This is a genomic window from Pedobacter frigidisoli (assembly GCF_004331675.1).
GTDB lineage: Bacteria > Bacteroidota > Bacteroidia > Sphingobacteriales > Sphingobacteriaceae > Pedobacter > Pedobacter frigidisoli.
The window spans coordinates 14,964-32,440 of the sequence record NZ_SJSN01000022.1 but is presented as its reverse complement, the minus strand read 5'-3'; the positions used below and the strand labels follow the sequence as shown (position 1 = coordinate 32,440).

The following is a 17,477-nucleotide window of genomic DNA, read 5'->3' as shown; positions in this document are numbered from 1 at the left end:
AATATGATGATGTTAATCTAAAATCACGTAAATTTTAATTCTGTGTGGCAATCATATATTAAAGGATTTAAGTCTTATCTAAAGTTAGAGCGCTCACTTTCTGGAAATTCTGTCGATGCTTATTTAGGTGATTTGGATAAACTGATCCAATACTTTCAATCCTTGTCACTAGAGCCAAAGTTGACTGATATTAAGGTTGCTGATTTAAAGTCATTCATTTCCTGGCTAAACGAATTGGGTACGCAAGCCAGTACACAAGCGAGAGTAATTTCGGGTTTAAAAGCTTTTTTCAAATATTTAATGCTGGAAGAACTTATTCAAAATGATCCTACGGCATTAATTGAAGCTCCAAAATTGAGTAGAAAATTACCGGATACTTTGAATATTCACGAGATCAATGAGCTGATTTCTGCGATTGATGCCTCTAAGCCTGAGGGAATGCGCAATAAGGCCATTATTGAGGTTTTATATGGTTGCGGATTGAGGGTTACAGAATTAACGGAGCTTAAAATCTCCAATCTGTATCCTCAAATTGAATTTGTAAAAGTAATTGGTAAGGGAAATAAAGAACGTTTGGTTCCTATTGGTGGTGTTGCCCTAAAACTTTTAGATATTTATTTAACGCAAGTTAGAGTACACATGAGCATCAAAAAAGGAAACGAAGATTTCATCTTCCTGAATCGCTTCGGCGCAAAACTTTCAAGGATTTCGATTTTTAACTTAATTAAAAGCCTTGCCGTAGCAATTGGATTAAAAAAAACAATTAGTCCACACACTTTAAGGCATTCGTTCGCAACGCATTTAATTGAAGGTGGTGCCGATTTAAGAGCCGTTCAGGAAATGTTAGGTCACTCAAGCATTACCACAACTGAAATTTACACACATGTAGATCGAGATTATTTGCGAGAAGTGATTACGCAATTTCACCCAAGATCTTAAACCACACCTCTTAAAGGAGTCTTGTTTTAATCATTCTATCTTTACCTTGCATATCTTGCTTCAATTCAATTTCTACAAAGCCTTTCTGCTGAAGCATTTCGATAGTTTCTGTAGCCAGATATTCATTGATTTCAAAATAAAGTTCGCCATCAGGTTTTAGATTTGTTTTGGCAAAATCAGCAATCGCTTTATAGAAAATTAATGGGTTTTCATCACTCACAAATAAAGCTAAATGCGGCTCATGAACTAGAACATTATTATGCATTTGAGCTTTTTCTAAATCTCTGATATACGGCGGATTACTAACTATAATATCAAATTTAGCTTCAGTAGCAAAGTTCAATATATCTGCGTTAATAAAATTGATTGTAACTCCAATTGAATCTGCATTTTCTTTAGCTACATTAATTGCAGCTAAAGAAACATCCAAAGTTGAAACTTCGGCATTTAGTAAATACTTTTTTAAGGTAATTGGAATACAACCAGATCCGGTTCCAATATCGAGTATATTTAGATGGCTAGCTGGAGATTTCGAATTGACCACTGAAATAATCCAATCCACCAGTTCTTCTGTTTCTGGCCTTGGAATAAGTACATTTTCATCAACCTTAAAAATAGATCCGTAGAAGTGAGCTTCACCTAAAATGTGCTGAATAGGCTTCCCAATCTTCAAATCATTTAAAATCGTCAGCAATTTTTGAAAATGGATGAAATCGGTAGAACTTTCTTTCATCAGCCTCAACTTGGTTGGAGAAAATTCCAGAACGTTTTCGGCTGCCAAGCTGAATAATGCTTTTGCTTCATACTCGTCGTAAAGTTGTTCCAACTCCAAAACATAATGTTCTTCTAATTCTCCAATTTTCATTGGCACAAATTTACTTATTTGTAACCGTATCAATTCTGATTTATCAAATCCATCAGTCAATTTTTACTATTTTTGCGCTAATGAGCGATGAATTCTACATTAAACGCTGTCTAGAGCTGGCATCGCTGGCAATCGGAAACGTAAGTCCAAACCCAATGGTGGGCTGTGTCATTGTTGTTGATGGGAAAATCATCGGCGAGGGTTATCATCAGGAATTTGGGAAAGCTCATGCAGAGCCCAATGCAGTGAAAGCTGTTTTTGATAAATTCGGAGATCGAGCAGAAGAATTACTTAAACAAGCAACTGCTTACGTTAATCTTGAGCCTTGTGCGCATTTTGGAAAAACACCACCATGTGCTGATCTTTTTGTCAAGCATCAAATTAAAAAAGTAGTTATTGGCAACAGAGATCCATTTTCTGGTGTGGATGGAAAAGGATTAGAAAAATTAAAAAATGCTGGGATCGAAGTTGTGAGCGGTATTTTAGATGAGGAATGTAAATATTTCAATCGCAGGTTTTTCACTAGGATACAACAACAACGGCCATACATTATCTTAAAGTGGGCGGAAACCGCAAATGGTTATTTCGCAACAATTGGCGGTCACCAAAAGTGGATTAGTGGTGCTCTTGCGAAACGTTTAGCACATCAATGGCGAACTGAAGAAGACGCCATTCTTATTGGAAAGCAAACGGCGATTATCGATAATCCACACTTAACGGCCAGAGAATGGGTTGGAAAGAATCCAATTCGCTTAGTAATTGATAAAAATCTGGAAGTTCCACATACCAATCATATCTACAATAACGAAGCTAAAACCATCATTTTTAATGAGGTTAAAACCGATGTTATCGAAAACATCCATTACATCCAAATGGAAGATATGCACTTTTATCTGGCACAAAAAATAGCTTTCCAGCTTTATTTAATGGATATTCAATCTGTAATTATAGAAGGTGGCGCTAACATTTTAAAGCAATTTTTAGATTCAAACCTGTGGGATGAAGCTCGTGTATTTACCTCATCTAATAGTTGGGATAGCGGCATCCCATCACCTACAATTAACGGTAATATACAAGAACAAATTCAAATTGGATCAGATAAACTCTCCATGTATATAAACGATATAACTAAATGATATACATTTTATTAAGCATTTTTTGTAGTGTTACTGTTGCTATCTTATTAAAGCTGGCAAAGCGTTATCAAATCAGCATTATTCAAGCCGTAACTGTAAACTATTTAACTGCTTTAGCGTTGTGTTTTTTCTTTTTTAAGCCCGATGTTAAACTTGTAACTTCAGCCGCACCATGGCCAATATATATTGCTTTGGCCATATTGCTACCGACAATCTTTTTATTCTTGGCTGCATCCATTAAAAATTTAGGAATTGTTAAAACCGATATCGCCCAGCGCTTATCGTTATTTATTCCAATTTTAGCTGCCTATTTTATTTTTCAGGAAGATTTTAATTACCTCAAAATAATTGGCCTATGTATTGGGTTTCCGGCAATTCTTTTAACTTTTCTACGCAAAACAGAAGAAGATAAAAAAGGGAATTGGGTATATCCTGTTATGGTTTTTGTTGGTTTTGGTGTGATAGATGTACTTTTCAAACAAATCGCATTGTACAAAGCACTACCCTACACCACTTCACTTTTTACGGTTTTTTGTTTATCGTTTATTGTTTCACTAATCATCGTAACGGTGATGGTTATTCATGGTAAAATAAAAATTCAGTTGGTAAATTTGGCTTGTGGATTAATCCTCGGACTTTTTAATTTCGGTAACATTTTGTTTTATATGAAAGCCCATAAGGCGTTGGCAGAAAATCCATCAACAGTATTCGCTGCTATGAATTTAGGGGTAATCATTGTTGGCAGTTTAATTGGAATTATTGCTTTTAAAGAAAAACTGACCAAGTTAAACTACCTTGGAATTCTTTTAGCACTCGCGGCTGTTGTCTTCATTAAACTTTCGCAAGATGCTGTTTGATGATACCTATAAAACCATAGAAAAAGCCGCCGAGGGTATTTTTCGAGATAAGGGAAGTAAATTTATCGCCATTGCCTATCCTATTCGGTCGGAAGATGAGGTTAAGCCCATTATAACAAATCTAAGAGCTGAGCATTCAAAAGCCAGGCATTTTTGTTATGCATATCGATTAACACCAGATCGTTCCATTTTTAGAATTAACGATGATGGAGAACCATCTGGAACTGCCGGGAGACCGATTCTTAACTGCTTATTATCTGAGGATATTACTAATATTTTAATTGTGGTAGTTCGTTATTTCGGTGGGACTTTATTAGGTGTTCCAGGTTTAATTAATGCTTATAAATGTGCTAGTATAGTAGCAATTACAGAATCGAATATTATTAGTAAAACGGTAAATGATATCTACGAAATAAATTTCGATTACCTACAAATGAATGATGTGATGAAATTAGTTAAGGATGAAAACTTGCAAGTTCTTGGGCAAAACTTCGATACCAATTGTACACTTAAATTTGAGGTTAGAAAAGCACAACTCAACCAAGTTTTAAGTAAGTTTGATAAAGTTGAAAATGCGAAGCTAAAATATTTGCAGACTGTTTAATTGCCTAACCAAATTTAATCTATCACAATCTCATGAAAATATCCGATAGCGACTTAATCATCAATCCTGATGGAAGTATATATCACCTTAATCTTTTGCCAGGCGATGTTGCGGAAACCGTAATTACAGTCGGCGACCCTGATCGTGTTGGCGAAGTGAGTAAATATTTCGATAGTATCGAATTTGAAAAGGGCAAACGCGAATTCATAACGCATACCGGTTATGTGGGTAAAAAGCGAATTACTGTACTTTCAACCGGTATTGGAACCGATAATATCGATATTGTTTTCAACGAATTAGATGTCTTGGTTAATGTAGATTTCGAAAGCCGTGAAGTTAAAAAGGAACTTACATCCTTAAATATTATTCGTGTTGGCACATCTGGGGCAGTTCAAAAAGATATCCCGATGGGAACGATTTTAGCCTCATCGCATGGTTTAGGGATGGATGCGTTAATGAATTATTATGTTCATGAACTATCAAACGATGAACAGGTTCTGATGGATGAAATTAAGATTCATTTCGGAAACCTTGAAAATATTAATCCTTACCTAACAGCGGCAAGTGAAACATTATTAAATACCATTGGCAAGGATTTGCCAAAAGGAATTACCATTACGGCACCAGGTTTTTATGCGCCACAAGGTAGAATTGTAAGGGCCAAAAACGCTGTTCCAAATTTTATTAGCCTAATTAATAGTTTCCACAGCAATCAATATCGAATTACCAATTTAGAAATGGAAACCGCAGGAATTTATGCTTTAGCAAAGATTTTAGGCCATCAAGCGCTGTCGATCAATGCAATTTTGGCCAGCCGGGTAAATTTTGAATTTAGTAAGGAACCTAATAAAATCGTGGAGCAAGCCATTAAAATGGTTCTGGAAAGGATTTAGAATCTCGAAAATGATTAGAAAATGAAAGCCAGAAATCTTTAGCTTGCTGCAGCCCTGCTAATGTTTCAAATCCGCTCCCGATGCTGCTTCAGTGCCAATTGCTCGGTAGAAAATCGGGAGGCGGGTTTTCCACTTATATCAGGTTTAGGAATATTGGCACCATGCCATGTAGCCAAGGCCTGCTCCCATTCCAATCCAAACCCGACAGTCGTGGAAATCCTTTTCGATGCAGATCTTAAAACACAGCTCTAACCTTCACGAAAAGATTGCAACAATGGCGGGAACAAATTTGCCAATAATTACTGCAATTGATTTACAAAAAAAAATGATCTGGAAATGCAGACCATCTTAAAATTTTATTTTAGGTCTACACAATAGGGATTTTTTCCTTTACCAATTCGTTTCCCTCAGCGTCCAAGTAAGTACAAGTCATTTCTTCCAAATCAATTACCCATTTCTCCACACCTGCATCTGCGGCCTGCTTACAAAATGTAAAATAGTCAGTCTCACCTTTCTGGTGTACTGTTAAGGCATGTTGAAGTTTCTCAACCGAGGGCTCATCATTTATAACCAAACTTGGGTATTCATTTGGGCTAGCTTGGAGCGATTTATCTTCATTATCAAAATAGATAGATAAGCCGTTGGAAACATAAACATCATTTCTGGTGATGCCCATTTCCTTAATCTCCTTTATAAATTGGGGAAAATCTGCTCCGGTTTTAATTTTGGATTCTGCTGCCTGAATATTCTCTATGGTAAACATAATTTATTTATTTAATGATACTTTGTAAATGGTAGTTTGCGTGTACAAATCATCGGGCTTTAATACTGTGCTAGGAAATTCGGGAATGTTAATCGCATTCGGATGATGCTGTGTTTCAATACAAAACGCATCGTAAGCAGCATAATCCTTTCCTCCTTTTCCACTTCTTGCTACTAAATATTTAGCTGTATATAAATGTGCAACAGGCTCTGTTGTGTAAACGCTAAGTGTTAAACCGCTCTCGGCTTCAGCTGTTTTACTGGCTAATGATAAGTCGCCATAAATTTTATCAAGCACAAAAGTTTGATCGTAGCCCACCTCTGGATCCCAATCCTTACCAATTTCCTTGGCAACAGTAAAATCTAGTGGGGTGCCCGCAACTGGAATAAGTTTGCCAGTAACACAAAAATTATCATCTTGCTCTAAATAATTAGAAGCAAAAATCTGTTGTTTATGCTCACGTATGTTTCCACCATTTGGTGCCAAATTAAAATAACCATGATGAGTTAAGTTTATCGCAGTAGTTTGATCTGTTTCTGCTTCGTAACTTAAAATCAGTTCATCATTTTCGGTGAGTTCAAAAGTTAAATCGACAATTAGGTTTCCAGGAAAATGCTCTTCTCCATCAACACTTTCATATTGCAAGGTAACTATCGATTGATCTTCATCTTCGATCTCCAAAACATCCCAAACTTTCTTATCGAAACCAACTATACCGCCATGTAAGGTATCTTTTCCGTTATTCTGAGCCAATTGATAGGTTTCGCCATCAATTGTAAATTGGCCACCCTTAATTCTATTTGCATACCTGCCAATAACGGCGCCCAGGTAAACACCATTTGCCACATATTCTGGATCTAGATATTGCTCAATAGTGTCGAAACCAAGTACAATATCCTGCATTTCACCCTTGGCATTTTTGACGATGAATTTGTTAATAATTGCACCGTAATTAAATATTTTAACGTAAGTGCCTTTATTATTGGTTAGTTCGATTGCGATAACTTCTTCGCCATCAATAAATTTTCCTGTTGGTATTTGCTGAACGCTCATAAATTGTAACTTAGGGCTTTTGTTTCCTAAACAAACATACTATTATTAGTTGTTTTTATAAATATTTTTAACCAAATGAAGATTAAACTTGAGGAAAAATTTGCCGAGCAATATCACCAAAATGCCGATGCAGTTTATTTTACACCCGGTCGTGTTAACCTAATTGGCGAACATATCGATTACAATGGCGGCTTGGTTATGCCATGTGCCATCACTTTAGGAACTTGGATTGCTATTGCACCAAACAACGACAATAAGTTTAGATTTAAAAGTTTAAATTTTGATGCACAAGCTGAAGTTGAAAGCAATAAAACTCATGAAAAGAACGGAAGCTTGTGGGCAAATTATCCGATAGGTGTAATTAATGAGTTTATTAAGGATGGTAAGGAAATTAATGGTTTCGATTTTCTTTACTATGGAAATATCCCCATCGGATCTGGTCTATCTTCATCAGCATCAATAGAAATCGCCACAGCTTTTGCTTTGAACAGTTACATCAATTTAGGTTATGATAACTTAGAGTTGGTAAAAATTGCCAAACGTGTTGAGAACGATTTTATTGGATTAAATTCTGGAATTATGGATCAATTTGCAGTTGCCTTTGGCGAAAAGGATAAAGCTATTGTTCTAGATTGCGAAACACTTAAATATAAAATGGTTGATGTTGATTTGGGGAATTATGTTCTTGCAATTATCAACACAAACAAACCTCGAGAACTTGCAGATTCTAAATACAACGAACGTGTTGAGGAATGCCAAACCGCTTTAAAGCTACTAAACGAGGAAATTACACTTCATAATCTCTGTGAGTTAACAGCAGAAAAATTTGCATTACATAGCCATTTAATTGCTGACGAAACGGTTCTGAATCGTGCGACCCATGTAGTTAAGGAAAACGATCGCGTTCATTTAGCCGCAAAAGCCTTAAATGCTGGCAACTTAGAAGAATTTGGTCGGTTAATGTACGCTTCCCATCAATCACTAAAAGAACTTTATGAAGTGAGCGGCAAGGAATTAGATGCCGTAGTAGATTTTTGTTCAACTTATAATCACGTTATTGGCGCTCGTATGACTGGCGCTGGTTTTGGTGGATGCGCCATAGCCTTACTAGAAAAAGGGTACGAAGAAGATTTTGCTAAGCAGCTAACTGATTATTATGTAGATAAAATTGGTTATCCTGCGGCTATTTATGTTAGTGAAATTGGCAACGGACCAACTAAATTGTAAAATATTATTCAGTCGAGATTCATAATTGATTAAAACTTAATCTGCGAATCTGCGGCAATCTTGAAAATGAGAAAATTAAAATTAGACGAATTAAATCGTCCAGATATTGAAGAGTTTAAGGCGCAGGAAAAACTACCTGTTGTTGTGGTTTTGGATAATGTTCGCAGTATGCACAATGTAGGCTCAATATTTCGCACTGCAGATGGATTTGCGCTTGAAAAAGTTGTGCTCTGTGGAATTACAGCAGAGCCTCCACACCGAGAAATCGAAAAGACAGCTTTGGGTGCAACACAATCGGTAGATTGGATACATTTTCCCGATACAGTTACAGCTGTTGATGCTTTAAGAGCGCAAGGTTATGAAATCGTAGCCATAGAACAAGCAGAGAATAGTACGATGTTAAATACATTTCAGCCAGATCCTACTAAAAAATATGCGCTAATATTTGGCAACGAGGTTGATGGTGTAAGCGATGAAGTAATGGCTAAGATTGATGAATGCATTGAAATTCCTCAATTTGGAACCAAACATTCGTTTAATATCGTAATCTCTGCGGGCATTGTTTTTTGGGATTTCTTCGCCAAATTGAGACTTTAACATTTTACGATGGAGAATCTATTTCTTAAAAAGCTGCAAATAAAACCTACTCATGTAGTAAAAGTTGTGGGTGCTTCAGAAAATAGTGCCGGTATATTCGGAGATATTCCTAATGATGTTTTTTTTAGATACTCAGCAGAAACTGATTTCAACGTATTAATTGCATTCTCTGTTACCTGGCAACAACTTAACGATCAAATAGAAAGCCATATTAAAAAAATTGATTCGAAAACAATTTTTTGGGTTTTCTTTCCAAAAAAATCCTCAAAAATCGAATCTAATTTAGATTTGATGAAAACATGGAAAGAGTTAAGCATTTACGGTTTATCGCCCTGCGCATCAGCGGCTGTTAACGAAACATGGACAGGCTTAAGACTAAAATTAGAAGCTGATGTTAAACGTTCTGGACTTGGAAACGGACAAATTAAATCAAATGAATTCGGCGAATACATCGATCCAGTAAACAAGATTGTAAAGTTACCTAAAGACTTTGAAGCCATTCTTACTCAGAATTCCACTGCGCTAAATCATTATAATAGTCTCGCATATTCACATAGAAAGGAATATGTACTTTGGATTTTAACCGCCAAGCAAGAGAAAACTCGTTTGAGCAGAATTGAAAAAGTGCTTGAAATGTTATTAAACGGCAAGAAAAATCCATCCGATAAAAGTTAATCTTCACCAATCTAAATTTAATGTCTGTATAGAAAACTATACAAAACTTTCTATGCTTTTATATTCGAAGTAACTTTTTTGCGAGAATACATTCTTCTCTTAATCTTCTGATAATACGCTATTTGTAAATGAAAACCATCTTTGGCAAGGTTTTTTCTTAGTGCAAGCAAAACAGTACTATAAAAAAACTGTTTAGAGACTAACATTTATAAAATAGAACAATGAATACGAGAATTACTAAATCAACAATGTTGATTGCCCTATTAGGCTTATCATCACAATTATTTGCACAAGAAACACCAACTCCGTCTGGTAGATTTGGCAAACAATCTTTAAGAACATGGAGCGTTGGTGCTCACGGAGGTATCTTAAGTCAAAACACTTTTCTAGGTGGCGGAAGCGTTGATGCTAGAGAATTTAAAAGTATCGGTTACGGTGCATTTGTTAAAAAACAAATTCTACCAGCTTTAGGTTTGCAAGCAGACTTTTTACGTGGTGAAGTTAAAACAACAAATTATTTTGCTCCAAATGTTGAGCAAGTGAATAGCATTAATTGGTCAGGATCATTAACAGCTGTATTAAATATTGCAAACTTCAGTTTAAATACGGAGAACGCAGTTTTAATCCCTTATGTTAAAGCTGGTGCTGGTTACATGTCATCTGATTCTAAAGTTGGAACTACCGAAATATTCAATGGCAGAGAAGGTTGGTTCATCCCAACTGGTGTTGGATTTAAGTTAGGCGTATCTAAGGGCATCAATTTAGACTTTGGTTATGATATTAACTTCATCAAATCTTCTCCAACAGTTAAAAATGCTTATAACGAAAGTAGGTTCTCTTATGCACATGCAGGTTTAGAATTTGCGCTTGGTGATAAAGAAAAATCTCAATTACAAAACTATAGCGCAATTGCTGATTTACGCAAACAAAGTGCTGAAGAAAGTGCTGAATTAAGAAGAGCATTATCTAGTGCTGAAGAAAATGCAGCTAGAGATAGAGCACAATATACTAAGGACTTAGGTGATGATGATAGCGATGGTGTTGCAAATAAATTTGATAAATGCGCTGGAACTCCATCTGGTACTGTTGTAGATGGTTCTGGTTGTCCATTAGCTGCTCCAAAAACTCAAGTAATTAAAGAAACTACTGTAATTACAGAAGCAGATCGTAAAGTGGTAAGAGATGCCATCTCTAACTTAGAATTCGATTTAGGTAAATCAACTATCCGTGCTAAATCATACTCAACTTTAAATAGAGTTGCTGGTTTGTTAGTAGAGAAAAACTTTAGCCTAAAATTAGCTGGTCACACAGATAATACTGGTGGTAGAGAGTTAAACCTACGTTTATCTAAAGAAAGAGCAGAATCAGTAAAAGCTTATTTAGTATCTCAAGGTGCTAATGCATCAAGAGTTGAAGCTACTGGTTACGGACCAGATCAACCAATTTCAACTAACAAAACTGCCGCTGGTCGTCAAGAAAACCGTCGTGTAGAATTTACATTATACTAGTAAATAGTTAAGTTTAATAGAAAAGCCCCGATGAAAATCGGGGCTTTTTGCGTTCTAGCAATCTTGTCATTGCGTGTTACGAAGCAATCTATGTTCAAGATATTGCTTCCGAACTTCACAATAACTTTTTATCGATTAAGACAATCCTTTTTTATTCTTGTAAGTCATCTTAGCTTTTGTTCCAGCACTATAGTTGTAATTTTTTAAGTTACTCGCTTTCTTATCATGGAAAGCGGCACCACGCTCAGATGTATCTTCTTCCTCACCTTTCTTTTTCTTAGGTTTCGAAGCTGCATCAACAATTTTCAAATCATCTGGCAATTCCATCACTTCCATTCTCTGACCAATTGCTTGCTCAATTTTCTTTACTTCAATCAATTCAATATCCGTAGAAAAAGTTATCGCAACTACATCTTCATCACTCTGTTTAACAATACGCTGAATTAAAGTTTCCTTTTGCTCTGGTAATTCTAAGTGAAGTATAAACGGAATACCCTGAATATCCAAGCCGTCTAAATTTTCATTTGCAACGATTAACACCCTTGCATTAGGATTCCCCTTAAAATCTTCAATATCATCGTAACCTTTATCATCAAAAAACAAAGAGCGGTAAATGCTAATCTCGTTCTCTTTAGAATTATTAAAGTTTTTATAAACTGTTTGTGCGGTCAATCTAGTATTCACAAAAACTACAATCTTATCAAAAACCTCTACATCATTTAATAATAAGGTTAAAAGATTAAGCTTAGTTCTAAAATTAGGAACATGATAGAGCATTTGCTGATAAACTTCTGCTTGAGCTTCCCGAATTTCATCTACTTCGATGGTTGTAGTAGATTCTTTCATAAAAGGCGAAATCATTAGATTTAGCTTTTCATGTAAAACCTCGGTAAATACTACGTGTTGAGCTTTGTAAGCACTATTTGCCAATTCCACTACAGGTAATTGTAAGCCTTTTTTAACAATAAGTTCTGCATTATCTAAAATAAATAACTGAATTTTATTGGTGTTAAGTGCCAATTTCAAATACAAAGCACGAGCCCTGTCCGGTACGGCAACAATAATATCAACACCATCGGTAATCTCATTCATCTGCGTATCTACCGCACCGCGACTATCGATTCCTAAAATTCTAAAAGTTTTGTTTCTGTTTAATAATTTGAATTGTTCCAAAACGAGGTCAACATGCTCGGCATCAGGAACTAAGATTAAAGCCCTTGGCGCCTCTTCGAAAGCATATTTTAACTTCATTAATGTAGCTAAAACATAAGTTGTAGTTTTTCCTGCCCCCTCCGGTCCTACTGCGATAACATCTTGTCCACCTAAAATTCTCGACATGGTTTTGATTTGGATTTCTTTTGGAGTTAAAAATCCTGCATCAGTCATGGCTGCAACAAGTGGTTTGCTTAGTTTTAATTTATCTAATGACACGTTTACTTTTTTAATGTTTGAAAATGCAAATATCCTCAAAAAAATTAGCTTTTGAGAAACTGAATTTAAAGCTTGGAAATGAACGCCGCTAATCCTTAGGCACTTCAGTCCTGCTATCCATTATTTCCGATGAAAAATCGGAATCATTTCTATCAGGTTTAGACAATTTAGCTGCTGTTTCAAAATGAAATAGCAGGCGAAATATAAATTAATCATCTGATAATAAATAAGTTAATCCTAAACTCAAATTAAATACTACTAATTCTATAGATGTTATATGCTAATTTATATATTTGCCTCACCATTAATCATTAATTAAAAATATGTTAAACAATTAAATGCTGAAATTATGTCAATCTATTTTCAATATCCGACAATAAACAATTACCCAAATCTTTCTTATCCAGCAAAGAATATTGAAGTCGACGTTAAAAAGATTGTGGATGAAGATAATATAAATAGAGAGCATATTATAGAATTGAAAGATTTTTTAGCATTAAAACCTGTTTAGCATATACGGCCAGTTGACCGATTGGGAGGTTGAAGTTTCATAAACTTTTGCATAATGGTTCGAATCCATTACTAGGCCTCTAAGTGTACTCATAGCACTTACCCTGATTCTGCTCAATCAGGAAGATTTGGTTATCTTATATTTGTTTTGTTGTTAGCAAAGGCTATCCGCGATGGATAGCCTTAACTTTTACATGGTTTTTTTTACAATTCGTCATTTCGACAGAAAGTGGAGAAATCTTTGAAATAAGGTTTCAAAGATTTCTCTGTTCCGCTACGCTTCAATCGAAATGACAATAAAGAAACTTTTTTCAAAAAATCGCAAACATTTTATTTACTCATTGGTTATCTATTCATAATTCACATTATACTAATCTTTTACAGATTAATTTGTTTGGTTTAAAAAAGGGATTTATGGATATAGATCCCTTTTCTTTTATGCAGAAATTTTAAATCATATATTAGCTAAACGAAAAATCATCTCCTATTTAAATGAACAGAAAATATTTCCTTTCTTCATTCATTGCAGCTGCAACCGTACTTCCTGCTTTTAAAACTTTAGCCAGTACTGTAGAAAACGAAAGTTCATTGTTTAAAATTCCACCTTATTTAAAGAAAGGCGATACAATTGGTATTACCAGTCCAGCGGGTTACATTACTTTGGAACAAGTTCAGCCGTCGGTATTGCAAATGCAAAGTTGGGGTTTTGATATTCGAATGGGCGAAACGATTGGTAAACGAGATTTTACCTACGGCGGTACAGATGAAGAAAGGTTAATGGATTTTCAGAAAATGCTGGACGACACGAATATCAAAGCAATTATGTGCGCTCGTGGTGGTTACGGTTTTGTTCGTATAATTGATAAACTAGATTTTTCTTCATTTAAAAGGAACCCAAAATGGATAATTGGTTTTAGCGATATTACTGTCCTGCATTGTCATCTGGCCAAAAATTATGGCATTGCCTCTATTCATTCTAAAATGTGTAACAGTTTTCCTGATGATTGGTCGAAAGCTGAACCGATTCAAATTGAACCATTTTATCCATCAAAAATGCTTTAATTGGCGAGCAAATGGGCTATACGGCTCCTACTAATCCCAATAATCGATTAGGAAAAGTTGATGGAATTTTAGTTGGTGGTAATTTAAGTATCATCGAAACCTTAGCAGGAAGTGATTCTGATTTAGATACCAAAAACAAAATTCTTTTCATCGAAGATACAGGCGAATATCTTTACAGCATTGATAGAATGCTTTGGAACTTGAAGCGTAGTGGAAAACTAAAAAATCTAAAAGGTTTAATTGTCGGCGGTTTCAAAGTTAAACCAGATGATGTAGGTGAAGAGTTCGGCAAAACTGTGTACGATGTTGTTTTAGAGAAAGTTTCCGAATACAACTACCCTATCTCTTTCGATTTCCCGGTTGGTCATCAACGGAATAATTATGCGTTAAAATGTGGCGTAAATCATGTTTTGGATGTGAGTAAAACTGGTTCTTCACTTCGAAGTCTTTAATTTCTAATGATTTAAACGTGTAAGAATCATATAAGCTTAAAGGTGGCTAACATACAACTGTTTGTCATTCTGAATGCAGTGAAAAATATACAAGAAAAACTAAACAGTTTTCACTTCATCTTCACTATAATCCTTAATATCAGTAATATATCCGTTTATTAAAAGAAAATCAAAAAGTGGTTTTGCTTCTGGGGTAACAGGCATATTTGAGGTTGTGATTACTTCGTTTGTCTTTTTGTCTAAGAATGGATAAGCAAATAATCGAACGTTTGTATTAAACATATCGTTTACATAACTCAACAACTGACCAGAATAATTTTCGCCTTTAAAGTTTGTAGAATTGAATACAAATTTTAAGTTATTAATGTTCGTAGCTAAGCCCACACTTTTGGGTTTACAACGGGCTAAATATTTTGCTAAACGGTTATGACGAGTAAAATTAGATACAATTACAATATTGCCTGTATCGCACATTTCCTGAGCACGTTTCGCTACTGATTCCAAATCGATATCATCTGGCGTTTCCTGGTCGTCTGTTAAAACGTTGGTTAATAGAACCTCAATCATTACCGCCAGATTCCCGTCTTCTACTTTATTTGTACGTTTAAATTGGTCGGTAGCTTTATTAAACAAGTTGAAGTTTGGCAATGATTTCTGACCATATTTGGTTCTCAAAATCATGATATCTTTTTTGTACAACAAATCTTTCGCCTGACGAGGATGCGCATCTGCATCAAAAATTGCTGCTGCTGAAAAATCTTTCATAATCATATACAGATTAAGCAAGATATTATCTACTTCAGGAAAAGCAGGTCCTTTAACAGAAATCAAATCTATTTCAACAGAACCAATAGTCAAATTATCAGCTAAGGACTCTACCATTAATTTTGGGTCTTGATAATGGTAAAAAGCTGCATAAAGTAAGTTAACGCCAATAATGCCTAGAACTCTTTGCTGCATGTTTACATCAGTATCGAGCAAGCGAACATGAAAGAATATTTCATTTGGCAAACCTCCAGGTTCATTTTGAAATCGAATTCCAACCCAACCATGAGGTTCATTTGTACGTTTGTAATTTAGCGTCGTAACGGTATCCGCGAATGCGAAAAAGGTTCTGCTCTCGTATTTTTCGCCAGATAAACGCTCTGTAAGTAAACCAAATTCATGGTCGAGCATTTGCAAAAGCCTATTCTGACTAACATAACGGCCTGAAGCTTCAGTTCCATAAATGGCATCACTAAAAGTCATATCGTAAGCCGACATGGTCTTAGCAACCGTTCCAGATGCTGCACCAGCATTAAAAAAGTTTCGGGAAACTTCCTGCCCTGCTCCAATCTCGGCAAAGGTACCGTAGATTCTTGGGTCGAGGTTTATTTTTAATGCTTTACGTTTAGTATCCAGAATTTCTCTTTCCATGCCGCAAAAATAACAAAAATCATTAGTTCATTGGCATCATTAGTTCATTTGTTTAGCTGCATGAATTGTCGACAGAAAACCGATATCGTATAACAAAATAAGGTTAACGCCATCCAGCGTTAACCTTATAAAACCTAAACTTAAACTATTATTATGAAAAACCCTCTTTCGAGAATATTTTATTATGATACTACAATTTCTTTGTGTTGTAACTTAGCATCGTCTTTTTTGCTGATGTTGATGTTTAAAATACCATCTTTATATTCGGCGGTAATGTTATCACCATCGGCTGTATCTGGTAAATTAAATGACCTTGCAAATGAGCTGTAGTCAAATTCTTTACGTGTAAAATCTTTAGCTACCTGGGTTTCGTCTTTTTTTACATCTGCCCAAACAGAAAGCATATCTTTTTTTAAGTTGATTTGAAAATCTTCTTTCCTTAAACCTGGAGCAGCTAACTCAATAACGTAAGCAGTTTCATTTTCAAGAATATTTACGTTTGGCGATTTATCAACCATTTTGTTTTTAGTTACTGCATCGCTAAACAATGAATCAAAAACATTGTTAAAGTAAGGAGCTGTGTTACGGGTTCTGTTGTTAAAATTTACAAGTGTCATATCTCTAATTTTTTATTTTTTTAATTTGATATTAACCTTTATTCAACTTACATACCAAACCAAATATTTATGATTTTTAAGACATTATGGCAAAGTATTTCTAAATCAAAAGACAAATTGACAGATATTCGTGATTTTTCAGACAAATTCAACTATAAAACGAATATACATTTGCGCTTTATCGATTTTGATTTGATGGGTCACGTTAATAATTCCGTGTACTTTACCTACCTAGAAATCGCCAGAACTAAATATTGGGAAGAGATTGTAAAATGGGATTGGAAGAAAACAGGAATTGTAATTGCCCATGCCGAAATAGATTACATTCTACCAATTGTGATGAATGATAAAATTGCGGTTCACGTAAAAACCTCACGAATTGGAAATACAAGCTTTGATTTGGAATATCAAATCGTAAAAATAAAAGGAAGCGAAGAAGTAATTTGCAGTAAAGGAAAAACGGTTTGTATTGCTGTTGATTATACCACCAGCAGGCCAATGGCTATACCAGAGGCTGAAAAGCAGAAGATGTTGGGGTTTGAGCAGTTAACCCCCTAGCCCCCTAAAGGGGGAACTACAGGCGAGGTGGAAAAGCAAGTTGATTATGTAATCCGCAGAATTAAAAATTCGGATAAAGCATCCCTCTGAATCTAATATAAACGAAAGAAAGACAACTTCCCTAGCCCCTAAAGGGGGAACTACAGGCGAGATGGAAAAGCGAATCTATCACTTAAAATATTCATTTAAATCCCATAAAGCCTTTTCAGAAACCTTATATAAATGATAAAAAGAACAACTTCTCATTTAGGGAAACCATGAAAAAGATAATACACTTTCTTTTAAAAACTTCACATGAACGATAGAAAGGCAAC

General features: G+C 35.2%; 18 protein-coding genes. 12 read left to right on the top strand and 6 right to left on the bottom strand.

The annotated features are described in order from the left end of the window. Nucleotides 1–42 precede the first annotated feature (42 nt). A complete protein-coding gene (gene xerD / locus EZ449_RS20425) occupies nucleotides 43–939 on the top strand; it encodes a site-specific tyrosine recombinase XerD (protein WP_131562420.1) in 897 nt (298 codons plus the stop codon). A gap of 10 nt (nucleotides 940–949) precedes the next feature. Here the strand turns inward: xerD and prmC are convergent, their stop codons facing one another. Next, the gene (gene prmC / locus EZ449_RS20420) at nucleotides 950–1,804 is read right to left on the bottom strand and encodes a peptide chain release factor N(5)-glutamine methyltransferase (RefSeq protein WP_131562418.1); all 855 of its coding nucleotides are present in this window, start codon (nucleotides 1,802–1,804) and stop codon (nucleotides 950–952) included. Nucleotides 1,805–1,884: 80 nt separating this feature from the next. Here prmC and ribD point away from each other — a divergent pair, with 80 nt between their 5' ends. The 4 genes from ribD to EZ449_RS20400 are packed head-to-tail and all read left to right on the top strand — an operon-like array spanning nucleotide 1,885 to nucleotide 5,294. Then, entirely contained in the window at nucleotides 1,885–2,940 is a 1,056-nt protein-coding gene (gene ribD / locus EZ449_RS20415) for a bifunctional diaminohydroxyphosphoribosylaminopyrimidine deaminase/5-amino-6-(5-phosphoribosylamino)uracil reductase RibD (protein ID WP_131562416.1), read from the top strand. Continuing rightward, a complete protein-coding gene (locus tag EZ449_RS20410) occupies nucleotides 2,937–3,797 on the top strand; it encodes a DMT family transporter (RefSeq protein WP_131562413.1) in 861 nt (286 codons plus the stop codon). The genes ribD and EZ449_RS20410 overlap by 4 nt, the downstream gene beginning before the upstream one ends. Next, entirely contained in the window at nucleotides 3,787–4,401 is a 615-nt protein-coding gene (locus tag EZ449_RS20405) for an IMPACT family protein (RefSeq protein ID WP_131562411.1), read from the top strand. The genes EZ449_RS20410 and EZ449_RS20405 overlap by 11 nt, the downstream gene beginning before the upstream one ends. Nucleotides 4,402–4,433: 32 nt before the next feature. After that, a complete protein-coding gene (locus EZ449_RS20400) occupies nucleotides 4,434–5,294 on the top strand; it encodes a nucleoside phosphorylase (protein WP_131562410.1) in 861 nt (286 codons plus the stop codon). Between the two features lie 367 nt (nucleotides 5,295–5,661). Here EZ449_RS20400 and EZ449_RS20395 read toward each other — a convergent pair whose 3' ends face one another. Together EZ449_RS20395 and EZ449_RS20390 are read right to left on the bottom strand one after the other, a co-directional pair. Further along, nucleotides 5,662–6,057, bottom strand: a complete 396-nt coding sequence (locus EZ449_RS20395; RefSeq protein WP_131562408.1) for a DUF1398 domain-containing protein — start codon at nucleotides 6,055–6,057, stop codon at nucleotides 5,662–5,664. Nucleotides 6,058–6,060: 3 nt separating this feature from the next. Then, on the bottom strand, nucleotides 6,061–7,110 hold the full coding sequence (locus EZ449_RS20390; protein ID WP_131562406.1) for an aldose epimerase family protein: 1,050 nt from the start codon (nucleotides 7,108–7,110) through the stop codon (nucleotides 6,061–6,063). Nucleotides 7,111–7,185: 75 nt separating this feature from the next. Here EZ449_RS20390 and EZ449_RS20385 point away from each other — a divergent pair, with 75 nt between their 5' ends. From EZ449_RS20385 to EZ449_RS20370, 4 genes are all read left to right on the top strand, one after another. Further along, complete coding sequence (locus EZ449_RS20385; protein ID WP_131562404.1) at nucleotides 7,186–8,337, top strand: galactokinase; 1,152 nt, start codon at nucleotides 7,186–7,188, stop codon at nucleotides 8,335–8,337. A 66-nt stretch (nucleotides 8,338–8,403) separates the two neighbouring features. Beyond that, complete coding sequence (locus EZ449_RS20380) at nucleotides 8,404–8,934, top strand: RNA methyltransferase (protein ID WP_131562402.1); 531 nt, start codon at nucleotides 8,404–8,406, stop codon at nucleotides 8,932–8,934. Nucleotides 8,935–8,943: 9 nt separating this feature from the next. Then, nucleotides 8,944–9,609: a YdeI/OmpD-associated family protein gene (locus tag EZ449_RS20375; protein WP_131562400.1), complete on the top strand. Its 666-nt coding sequence runs from the start codon at nucleotides 8,944–8,946 to the stop codon at nucleotides 9,607–9,609. A gap of 221 nt (nucleotides 9,610–9,830) precedes the next feature. Then, the gene (locus EZ449_RS20370) at nucleotides 9,831–11,117 is read left to right on the top strand and encodes an OmpA family protein (RefSeq protein WP_131562398.1); all 1,287 of its coding nucleotides are present in this window, start codon (nucleotides 9,831–9,833) and stop codon (nucleotides 11,115–11,117) included. A gap of 135 nt (nucleotides 11,118–11,252) precedes the next feature. Here the strand turns inward: EZ449_RS20370 and EZ449_RS20365 are convergent, their stop codons facing one another. Next, nucleotides 11,253–12,548, bottom strand: coding sequence for a DEAD/DEAH box helicase (locus tag EZ449_RS20365; protein WP_131562396.1), 1,296 nt, complete (start codon nucleotides 12,546–12,548; stop codon nucleotides 11,253–11,255). A gap of 1,002 nt (nucleotides 12,549–13,550) precedes the next feature. On the opposite strand from EZ449_RS20365, the gene EZ449_RS23235 reads away from it, so the two are divergent. Next, complete coding sequence (locus EZ449_RS23235; protein ID WP_225872390.1) at nucleotides 13,551–14,120, top strand: S66 peptidase family protein; 570 nt, start codon at nucleotides 13,551–13,553, stop codon at nucleotides 14,118–14,120. An 11-nt stretch (nucleotides 14,121–14,131) separates the two neighbouring features. After that, nucleotides 14,132–14,572, top strand: a complete 441-nt coding sequence (locus EZ449_RS23230; RefSeq protein ID WP_225872389.1) for a S66 peptidase family protein — start codon at nucleotides 14,132–14,134, stop codon at nucleotides 14,570–14,572. A gap of 99 nt (nucleotides 14,573–14,671) precedes the next feature. Here EZ449_RS23230 and EZ449_RS20355 read toward each other — a convergent pair whose 3' ends face one another. After that, nucleotides 14,672–15,988: a nicotinamide mononucleotide adenylyltransferase gene (locus tag EZ449_RS20355; protein WP_131562394.1), complete on the bottom strand. Its 1,317-nt coding sequence runs from the start codon at nucleotides 15,986–15,988 to the stop codon at nucleotides 14,672–14,674. A gap of 182 nt (nucleotides 15,989–16,170) precedes the next feature. Then, nucleotides 16,171–16,605 (bottom strand): Hsp20/alpha crystallin family protein, encoded by a 435-nt coding sequence (locus EZ449_RS20350; protein WP_131562392.1) that lies wholly within the window; start codon nucleotides 16,603–16,605, stop codon nucleotides 16,171–16,173. A 69-nt stretch (nucleotides 16,606–16,674) separates the two neighbouring features. Here EZ449_RS20350 and EZ449_RS20345 point away from each other — a divergent pair, with 69 nt between their 5' ends. After that, complete coding sequence (locus EZ449_RS20345) at nucleotides 16,675–17,163, top strand: acyl-CoA thioesterase (protein ID WP_131562391.1); 489 nt, start codon at nucleotides 16,675–16,677, stop codon at nucleotides 17,161–17,163. Nucleotides 17,164–17,477 lie beyond the last annotated feature (314 nt).